Origin of the sequence: Dyella sp. ASV21 (genome assembly GCF_016428975.1) — a bacterium.
Taxonomy (GTDB): Bacteria; Pseudomonadota; Gammaproteobacteria; order Xanthomonadales; family Rhodanobacteraceae; genus Dyella.
Genome location: NZ_JAELTT010000102.1, coordinates 1 through 10,066 on the forward strand (window position 1 = coordinate 1; position 10,066 = coordinate 10,066).

6 protein-coding genes are annotated in these 10,066 nt (G+C 55.9%); all 6 read left to right on the plus strand.

Features of this window, described 5'->3' with window-relative positions; all coding sequences use genetic code 11:
• Positions 1 to 146: 146 nt before the first annotated feature.
• The 6 genes from JHD67_RS20000 (at position 147) to JHD67_RS20025 (ending at position 9,969) form a co-directional block, all read left to right on the plus strand.
• Positions 147 to 440: a hypothetical protein gene (locus tag JHD67_RS20000; protein ID WP_199100929.1), complete on the plus strand. Its 294-nt coding sequence runs from the start codon at positions 147 to 149 to the stop codon at positions 438 to 440.
• 505 nt (positions 441 to 945) lie between these two features.
• Positions 946 to 2,093, plus strand: a protein-coding gene (locus tag JHD67_RS20005) for an IS3 family transposase (RefSeq protein ID WP_199100930.1) whose coding sequence is annotated in 2 segments (ribosomal slippage) — positions 946 to 1,189 and positions 1,189 to 2,093 — 1,149 coding nt in all. Because the reading frame shifts where the segments join, the coding sequence is not laid out codon by codon here.
• Between the two features lie 375 nt (positions 2,094 to 2,468).
• On the plus strand, positions 2,469 to 4,652 hold the full coding sequence (locus JHD67_RS20010; protein ID WP_233172123.1) for a type I secretion system permease/ATPase: 2,184 nt from the start codon (positions 2,469 to 2,471) through the stop codon (positions 4,650 to 4,652).
• A complete protein-coding gene (locus JHD67_RS20015) occupies positions 4,649 to 6,085 on the plus strand; it encodes an HlyD family type I secretion periplasmic adaptor subunit (protein WP_199100931.1) in 1,437 nt (478 codons plus the stop codon). The genes JHD67_RS20010 and JHD67_RS20015 overlap by 4 nt, the downstream gene beginning before the upstream one ends.
• Positions 6,086 to 6,352: 267 nt before the next feature.
• Positions 6,353 to 7,009 (plus strand): hypothetical protein, encoded by a 657-nt coding sequence (locus tag JHD67_RS20020; RefSeq protein ID WP_199100932.1) that lies wholly within the window; start codon positions 6,353 to 6,355, stop codon positions 7,007 to 7,009.
• Complete coding sequence (locus tag JHD67_RS20025) at positions 7,006 to 9,969, plus strand: hypothetical protein (protein WP_199100933.1); 2,964 nt, start codon at positions 7,006 to 7,008, stop codon at positions 9,967 to 9,969. Before JHD67_RS20020 ends, JHD67_RS20025 begins: the two co-directional genes overlap by 4 nt.
• The last annotated feature ends 97 nt before the right edge of the window (positions 9,970 to 10,066 follow it).

A 10,066-nucleotide genomic window follows, 5' to 3' on the forward strand; every position in this document is an offset into this window, starting at 1 on the left:
AGCAGCGACCGCACAGCTCGCATGGCTATAAGCCGCCGGCCACCATCCGGCGAAACTGGTCCCAACCCGATATCATCCCCGCTGAACTCACTGCCTGATTGGACACAAAGTTCGTACGCAGGTCAGTGCGTCTTCCGGAGTTAGTTATGGACCGCAAAGACAGTAATGAGGTTTTGATGTCATGGATGTTCATGGGGCCCATGGAGCAAGCTGTGTGGGCAACGACATTTGCACTGCATGCGCAGGATGCCGACGCGGGCATAGAAGCCGCGGACGCAGCGGTGCTTCGGATGCGTTCAACGGGCGCTACGCGGTCGTTCAGGCCAGAGCCTGAGTTCGAGGCAGCGCGCTCGAACATCAATATTGAACGCGATGAATTTGGTGGTTGGTATCGCGTCGCCTACCGCATGAGGCATGGCAAAGAGAGGGGCTATTCGTAGCCTAGTGACCAGCAGATTGACGAGGCATTCGAGCGATACGAGCGTGGACTGTGTGACTACTACTGATATCGATCCAATGGCTAACTTCCCCGCAGCTTTGCGGACAGGTGATTAGTGATTAGGACGCGTTATCGGGGGTGGCGAGGGCGACGTCTGCGGTTCGGTGCGGGCACGGCGTCCATTTATCGAAGTGGGCGGGCTAATAGGGCTGCTGGGTAGAGCCATCAGGTGATTGGCTGGGTCGACCTGGGCGGGCTCAGGTTGCTCAGTCCGACCTCGTCGAGCCGAATAAGCCAAAAGTCCCTTCGATCGCCCCGTAGGAAACAGCTCGTTCTAATGTAGGACTCCCCTGACATGGGTAATCTTTCTTACGAATATTCGCTTTTTCTTGAGCGCTTAATTGCCGATAAGCGCTTGGCGTCTATCTACAAGACTTTGATGGTTAGGGTGGTACGCCCCCGATTCCGTAGACACCTGATAGTGTCTATTGAGGATCGGAGGATCTATGACCAGCAAGCGTTTCACCGACGAGTTCAAGGCCGAAGCGGTCAAGCAAGTCAGCGAGCGTGGTTACCCTGTGGCCGAGGTGGCCGAGCGACTTGGTGTATCCGTCCACAGCCTTTACGCATGGCTTCGTGAGCGCGGTGTCAGTCGCGATGCGCGCAAGGCGCAGAAGGACGTTGACCTGGTGCAGGAGAACGCTCGGCTTCGTGCCGAGCTTCGTCGCGCCGAAGAGGAGCGCGACATTTTAAAAAAGGCCGCCGCGTACTTTGCCAAGGGGTAAGGGCGAAGTACGCCTTCATGCAGGCCCATAGTCAGCAGTTTCGCGTCGCTACGATGTGCCGTGTGCTCAGGGTCGAGCGCAGCGGCTACTACGCATGGTTGAAGCAACCGCTGTCAGCACGCGCGAAGGAAGATGCACGCCTGATGGTGCACATCGAGGAGTCGTATCTCGCCTCAGGCGGTGTGTATGGCAGCCGCAACGTGCATCGTGACTTGACCGAGGCCGGCGAACACATCAGTCGCAAACGTGTGGAGCGCCTGATGCGTAAACACGGGCTTCGTTCCGTGCGCTCCCCGCTTCGACGTCGCTACAAGGGTGGCAAGCCAGCGGTTGTCGCGCCCAATCGACTGCAACGCCAGTTCAACGTCAAGCACCCCGATCGAGCGTGGGTCACAGACATCACCTACCTGCGCACGGCCGAAGGCTGGCTTTATCTGGCCGTCGTCATCGACTTGTATTCGCGTGCAGTGATTGGCTGGTCAATGAAATCCAGCCCGACACGTGAGCTGGCGATGGATGCGCTGTTAATGGCGATCTGGCGGCGTCACCCCGCACCAGGCGTAGTGATCCACTCCGATCAAGGCGTGCAGTATGGCAGCGACGACTGGCGTCGATTCTGTCGCGAGCATGGCCTAGAGGTCAGCATGAGCCGGCGTGGCAATTGCTGGGATAACTCCGTGGCAGAGTCGTTCTTCAGCAGTTTGAAGAAGGAGCGGGTGCGAGGTCGCATCTACGGCAGTCGCGAGGAAGCACGCAGTGACCTGTTCGATTACATCGAGGTTTTCTACAACCGGCAGCGCCGCCATGGACATCTGGTAGGCCTTGCGCCAATGATGTTCGAGGCGGCTAACTCAAAATCCAGCAGCTAACCGTCTACGAAAGCGGGGGCGTACCAGGGCTACGACGCTTGCCCGTTGCATCTATTGCAGGCACGTGCAAACGAAGGTGTGCACTTAAAGATACGTTTTGGTCAGTTTCACCCCGCTACAGACAGCGTCTGTGGTAGCGCGAATGTGCTCCGGGAATTTACCTCCGTGCGCGAACTTGATCTTCGCACGAGGTCTTTCAAGCGCCTTCGAACATCTTTCGGAAATCCAGGTTGCACATGAGAATGGTGGCTCGAGACCTGCGCGCCCTTCTTACGATAAGAATCGTGACGCAATTCGCTTGTCCGAAATTTCTTGCCATTGACAGCATGAGCGGCCGCAGAGCAAGAATGCGAGCACAATCTAAGTGACGTATCGATGACCATGCCGCCGGGGGGGGGAGCTGTGTCAGGGACGACGATCGAAAGCCAGGAAGCTTCGCTGGGAGATGCATCAAGCCTGGATACCGGCCTGGCATGCTTGATTATTGTTGCCCGCCTGCACGGCATTCCGGTCGATCCATCCCAGATGCTCCATGAGTTCGGAGAGCCTGGGCGTGCATTTGATAGCGAGCTTGTTCGTCACGCCGCGGTCAAGCTTGGCCTAAAAACCAAGCTCGTAGATGCGGGTCTTGATCGCATAGAACACTTGGCGCTGCCCGCTCTGGCTCTGGATGGCCACGGCAAGATGTTTGTTGTTGCACGTGTCAATGACAAGAAGGTTCTGATTCAAGATCCTCTCCACGGCAGCCCTCAACTACTTTCGCGCGAAAACATCGCCGCGCGCTGGTCCGGAAAGGTCATTCTCTTTACCTCGCGCGCTTCAATAACAGCAGAATTGTCGCGATTCGACTTCAGCTGGTTCATTCCGGCGGTTGTGAAGTATCGAAAACTGCTCGGTGAGGTTATGGCTGTTTCGTTTTTTTTGCAGCTAATTGGCCTTACGACTCCGCTGTTCTTTCAAGTGGTGATGGACAAGGTATTGGTGCATCACGGGTTGACCACCCTGGATGTCATCGCGGTAGGGTTGCTGTTTTGTTCCATCTTCGAAGTACTTCTCAGCGGCCTGCGCACCTACGTCTTCGCCCACACCACCAGTCGTATTGATGTCGAGCTGGGCGCGCGTCTTTTTCGTCATCTGCTGTCGCTGCCGTTGGCCTATTTCCGCTCCCGGCGTGTGGGTGACTCCGTGGCTCGCGTTCGTGAGTTGGAGAACATCCGAAACTTTCTTACCGGCAATGCCATAACCCTGGTCATGGACGTGCTTTTCTCGTTCGTCTTTATCGGGGTCATGCTGTGCTACAGCGGCTGGCTGACGCTGGTAGTGGTCGCTTCCTTGCCGGCATATGCATTTCTTTCAATGTCGCTGACGCCAGCGCTGCGAGCTCGACTGCGCGAAAAATTCAATCGCGGGGCAGACAACCAATCGTTCCTGGTGGAAACCATTAGCGGCATTGATACCGTGAAGGCCATGGCGGTCGAGCCACAGACCACTCGTCGCTGGGATGGGCAGTTGGCGGGTTACGTCGACGCGGGCTTTCGTACCGTGGCACTGGGCACCGTGGCACGTGAGGGGGTCAACTTCGTTGGCAAGCTGGTCGCAGTCGCAACCATATGGATCGGCGCGCGACTGGTAATCAGTGGCGAAATGACGGTGGGTCAATTAATTGCTTTCAACATGCTTGCGGGGCGGGTGGCTCAGCCCATCATGCGCATCGCGCAATTGTGGACAGACTTTCAACAGACAGGGATCTCCATGCAGCGCCTGGGAGATATCCTCAATGCCCCTTCGGAGGTGAACGGCAGTAGCCGCAGCACGATGCCGCGACTCGAGGGGCGTATCGAACTTAGCGCGGTGACGTTTCGTTATCGCCCCGACGCACCTGACGTATTGCATGGCGTCAGTCTGGAAATCCAGGCGGGCGAAATCATCGGCATCGTCGGCCGATCCGGCTCAGGGAAGAGCACGTTGACTCGACTTATCCAGCGGCTTTATGTGCCGGAACGTGGCCGTGTGCTGGTGGATGGAATGGATCTGGCGATGGTGGATGTCTCCTCGTTACGCCGCCAGATTGGCGTGGTACTTCAGGAAAACATACTTTTCAATCGTAGCTTACGGGAAAACATCGCCTTGACTGATTCGGGGGCGCCGCTCGAGTCCGTCATTGCCGCCGCCAAGCTGGCCGGTGCGCATGATTTCATTCTGGAGCTCCCCGAAGGTTATGACACGTTGGTGGGCGAACATGGTTCCACGCTATCCGGTGGCCAGCGACAGCGCATAGCGATCGCGCGCGCGCTCATGAACAATCCGCGCATTCTGATCTTCGATGAAGCGACAAGCGCCCTGGATTACGAATCCGAACGCATCATTCAGAACAACATGCGTGCCATCTGCCAAGGTCGCACGGTGATTATCATTGCGCACCGGCTTTCCGCCGTCCGGGATGCTGACCGCATCATCGTCATGGATCGGGGCAGCATCGTGGAGGCGGGGAGCCACCATGATTTGCTACAGATCCAGGCCGGTCATTATGCGCGCCTCCACCGGCTGCAACATACATGAGCACTTCAATCATGCGGTGGCAGGCCGTGAAGGACCTGTTGGGACGCTACGTAAGCGTATTTCAATCAGCGTGGGGGATGCGTGCGGCGTTTGATGCACCTGCGCGACTTCGGCACGAAACGGAGTTCCAGCCTGCGGCGTTAGCTCTGCGTGACATGCCCATCCATCCGGCGCCACGGTGGGCGATGGGTGTTATCGCTGGTCTGCTCGTTCTGGGCTGCGCTTGGGCGTGTTTGGGCAAGGTGGATGTCGTGGCAACGGCTGAAGGCAAGATCGTGCCAAACGGCGAAGTCAAAACCATCCAGTCTCAGGACACCGCCGTGGTCACCGCCATTCATGTGGCCGACGGGCAAGTGGTCAAGAAGGGGGAGATTCTGGTCGATCTGGATTCGACGGACGCAACCAGTAGTGCCAGCCAGGCAGAGGCTGCCTTGGTCTCCGCGCGTGATGAAGCCGCGCGTGGGCGCGCATTGCTCGAGGCAATCGACAACCATCACCCCGCCGTACTCCCGCCATCGGCCGACAGAGACGCTGCTGATCTGGCGGTGCAGCAGCACGTGCTGGCCGGCGAATACGCGGACTACCAGAGTACGGTGCAGGAAATGGATGCGGACATTGCGCAAGCGATGGCAGGCCTACGCGAAACTGCGGCGGAAATTGCCAAACTTGAAGGCACGCTGCCGATCGAAGAAACCAAAGAGGCTGACTACGCCAAGCTGATTGGGCTAGGTTACGTGGGGCTACACGACTACTACAACGAGAAACAGGCCGTCATCCAGCAAAAGCAGGATCTAGCCGCAACCAAGGCCAAACTCACCGAGGCCCAGGCAACCCTCGAGTCGGCCCGACGCAAGCGCGACGCCTACGTTGCGCAAACACGCCGTGAGTGGCTGGAGAAAATCCAGGACGACGAGACCAAGGTCACGTCCACGGCCGGCGATCTAGCCAAGGCGCGCAACCATGGTCGACTGATGCACCTCACCGCTCCCGTCGACGGCACCGTGCAACAGCTCGCCATCCACACCATTGGCGGCGTGGTCAGTCCGGCACAAACCGTGATGACCGTCGTGCCAACGGGGAATCGACTCTTTGTTGAAGCCAGCATTGACAATCAGGACGTCGGCTTCATTCGACAGGGCCAGCAGGCAGAAGTCAAGGTCGAAGCATTTCCGTATACGCGCTATGGCGTCCTGCAAGGCACGGTCGTGCAGGTCTCAAATGACGCGCGACAGGATGAAAGCGACAAGAAGAAATGGGTGTTCACGACACAGGTGGCGTTACCCACAGACACCATGCAGATTGAGGGTCAGCAGATTCATCTTTCGCCCGGAATGACGGTGACGGCTGAGATAAAAACCGGGCGCCGGCGAATCATCAGCTACCTGCTAAGCCCCTTGATTCAGCATGCCAAAGAGAGCCTGCATGAAAGGTGATTATGCGGGCGGCACAATTTATATGCGGCGGCTTGTCGCAATGAGTTTGGTGGCCTGGGGATGTACATCGCTATCTCGAGACGCAGCGTCGCGTGACAAAAAGATGGCCACGATTGATTGTCGGTCGGCGATCCTGATCGCTAACCCCTCGTGGGGCAAGACCTCTTTGCACCTTCTTGCCCAAGGTTATCGAGGACGATTCGCATGGACGCCATGGGCAAAAAATCAATGGACACCCGAAACTAATGGATACCGGAGAGAAGACCCATGCGGTCAGGCTTAAAATACTCCATCTCGATTATGTTTTTGATCGCCATTTCGGCAATAGGGCAGCCGAGGGCTTGCGCGCAAAGTGGTAACTCGCCCCCACCTGCGCCGACGGATGATAATTCCGCCGCTTCGACGCCCCTCTTGGTGATAAGTGATCAGATTCACTGGCAAGCGGTTTTGAAGGTTGCGGCGAAGCCTAATGCAATGATAACGATTGATGACATAAAAGATTCATTTCAGGAAAGAACTTTTAAAAAGGTCGCTCTAGGGCATTATGAAATACCGGGCGTCTTGCAATATAGCGTTTCGGATCCTGAGCGACTGCGCGAGCAATTCCCTGATCGAAAGCAAATTCATATCGAAGTTTACTTCCGTGATAGAGATCCACGCACATGCCTGGCCAAAGAAAGGCTTGCGCACGACCTCACAGGGGCGGGGTGGAATAAATTATTCGCAAGGCCGGAGCTCACTCAGCCCGGCCTTGACGGTGGCCCTCCGACTCATCATCTCCCCGAGGAAATCTTTGTAAAAGAAGATCAGGGAGTATTTTCGATCACATATGAAAACGATTGTCCGCAGAATGTTGCTATAGACGCAAATAAAATCTATTTTGATTTACTTGTCCGTAAACCAGCAATGGAGAATGGCCAATGACAAATCCAGTGCTCAATGCATCAGTGCAGCAATTGCTTCAGCAGAAGCTCAACATCTCAGGAGATGCACAGGCCTATGCTGACTTAATGTCATATATCAATAGCGATCCAACGCTTATCACTCAGCTAGATAATGACGTAGATGGAGCTCTTGTTAAATCCTTTGCCTGGAGCACGCAGGCTGGATCTGGCGCCTTTTTCGACTCGAGCACAGACACACTCAACATCAATGTCAATCAACTCTTACAAGGAGCATCGAGTCCCTCTGGTGCGTACAATGAAGTTTTTGTAATCGGGCACGAGCTTGGTCACTCGGAATTTCAATCATCAAATCCAACTGGCATTACACCTGATCAAGCAAGCAATACCTTTTGGAGCACAATCAATCAGGCCATGACGCCGGGGTCTACTAATTTTACTTCAGCTATTCAAGCGATTCAGGCCAATGGAAATTACAACGAATCCTATGCGCAAATCCAAGGATTTAATGCTGAGCTTAGTGAATATTACGCAACTAATAATATTGTAAATCCAGCTCCAGCCGATGTCGCGAACGCATACAGCGCACTTGCAGGTACGCCGGGCTATTCGAATTTCTTTCTTCAGAGCAATGGGGTTCTGAGGTCAGGCCTAACAGCCAAACAAGACGGAACCCTATCCGAAACCATCTCAAACATGGCGGCGGAGGGCGACTACTATTACCTCAGCTCAGGCGGCCTCTCAATCTTTCAAGATAAGGATTATACTAATTACTATGGAACTGGGCAGATTGGAACCATCTTGGATGCCTATCTCGGAAACTCAAATTATTACAGCGTTAATGGCTCTCAAGTTACGATCAATCCAGTGGCCCAAATTAATTTCGATAATGTCTCATTGTCCAATTCCGGCACGGGATCGTACAGCAAGAGTTTCGACCCGAACCTCCTGGCGCAAGACTTGGGAAGCTTCCTCACTTCGTTGCCGGGCGGAGCGACATCTGTTTCCTTTACCGTTCAAGATACGTCAACCGGCACGAGTTATGTATACACAGTGAATAATGGAGTATCATCTGTGGCGACGACCATGCCGGGATCGACTCCACTCCTGTATGTCGGAAGGTCCATCGATAATGTTGGTACGGTCTACCAAGACAACGCTTCGAATTCGGTAGTCAATGTTGCGGCCGGCTACAGCGGACAGATTAATGGAAGTAATAATACCGATATCCTCGCGAATGGCTCGACACTATTTACCGCAGCGGGCAACACCAATAACACTATAACTTGCGGCAACAGCTTAGCAACCGTTAATGGGGTTAGTGCCGACAGTTGCTCTATATCTTCTTCGGGAAGTAGTCAGTTGACTGTGAATGGCTCCGGCCTCACAGGTGATCTCCAGGGTAACGTGATACTGACTGAATCTGGGGATACATTTAGCGCCGGCTCGAATGCAAATATTAATCTTGCTTCGGGCGATACCATCAATGTTGGGTCTGGCACGTCCGGTGTGCAGTTGACGTGCGGATCTTCGGCGGAAACAGTCAGCGGCGGGGCGTCAGGTAGTGGCTCGGTTCAATGCACAATTACTAACGGAGCTGGAACGTTCACCAATAGTGGCAGCGATCTCTCGGTGAGCATGGTTGGTGCAGGTCAGTCGATGACCTTGATGGGCACGGACAATAGCGTCGCCTCCTCTGGTAACACCGTAACTTTAGAAGGGGCGGGAAGCAGCGCCACAACGAGTGGCGTCAATGCCATCATTATGAGTGGCACCAACCAGTCACTGACCATGTCCACAAATGGCAGTACGGTTGACGCCAACGCCGGAGATACCGGCGAGGCGCTCAATGGCTCCGGCTTCACATTGAACGGATCGGCCGGACAGTTCACCGGCACCGTTACCGGCTCCAACGACACCGTGGATCTCGCGGCAAGCAGTAGCTCGTCGGTTACGCTTAATGGCACCGGCGAATCGATCAGCTCGACAGGCAATACCATTACGTTGGTAGGCGCCAGCAATAGCGCCACGGTGTCGGGCGCTGACACGATTGATCTCGATGCCGCCAATCAATCGCTGAGCTTGAGCGCTAGCGGCGACACGATTGATACGACGGCGAACGACACCGGCGAAGTGTTGTCAGGGTCAGGCTTCACGTTGAACGGGGCGGCCGGGCAGTTCACCGGCACCGTCACTGGCTCGAACGACACCGTGGATTTGGCAGCGAGTAGCAGCTCGTCGGTCACACTCAATGGCACGGGTGAATCGGTCAGCTCAACCGGCAACACCATAACGCTGGCCGGTGCCAGCAACAGCGCCACGGTATCGGGCGCCGACACAATCGACCTGGATGCATCCCACCAGACACTCAGTGTAAGCACGACGGGCGACACAATCGACGCAGCCGCCAATGTAACAGGCGAGAACATCGGGGCCTCCAGCGCCACCATCAATGGATCCAGCGGCTTCACCGCAATATTGAGTGGCACAAGTGACACGATCAATCTGGTCGCCAACAGCGGCTCAGGCATCAGCCTTTACGGCACGGGCGACACGGTGAAGGCAAGCGGAGATGCGGTCTATCTGAATGCCGCAAGTCTTGCGGAGACGGTATCCGGCACGGGCGACACAGTTGGCCTGAACGCAGCGGGCGCTTCACTGACCTTGAACTCGAGCGGCGACACGGTCAACGCTGCCGCCAATTCGACCGGCGATGTCATCTCGGGTACAGACGAGACCATCAATGGTGGCGCCGACTTCACTGGGTACTTAACGGGTACGGGCAACACGCTAAATTTGGTGTCGAACAGCGCATCGTCATTCGCGCTATTCGGTGGTGGCGATACTGTCAACTCGGCTGGCAATAATGTGTTCCTCTCTGCGACGGGGATTGGCGATACCGTCGTTGGCTCGGGCAACACAATAACTCTGCAGTATTCAGGGGGGGTCTTATACACATCTCCGAGCCCACGAGACCCGTGACCGAATCTCGTTTTGCGTCTTGTGGGTGTAAAAGGGGGGGGGGGGGGGGGGGGGGGGGGGGGGGGGGGGGGGGGGGGGGGGGGGGGGGGGGGGGGGG

Bases quoted from the DNA above. Each gene is read 5' to 3' on its own strand.
- JHD67_RS20000 (WP_199100929.1), top strand. From the start codon at position 147: ATGGACCGCAAAGACAGTAATGAGGTTTTGATGTCATGGATGTTCATG.
- JHD67_RS20010 (WP_233172123.1), top strand. From the start codon at position 2,469: ATGACCATGCCGCCGGGGGGGGGAGCTGTGTCAGGGACGACGATCGAA.
- JHD67_RS20015 (WP_199100931.1), top strand. From the start codon at position 4,649: ATGAGCACTTCAATCATGCGGTGGCAGGCCGTGAAGGACCTGTTGGGA.
- JHD67_RS20020 (WP_199100932.1), top strand. From the start codon at position 6,353: ATGCGGTCAGGCTTAAAATACTCCATCTCGATTATGTTTTTGATCGCC.
- JHD67_RS20025 (WP_199100933.1), top strand. From the start codon at position 7,006: ATGACAAATCCAGTGCTCAATGCATCAGTGCAGCAATTGCTTCAGCAG.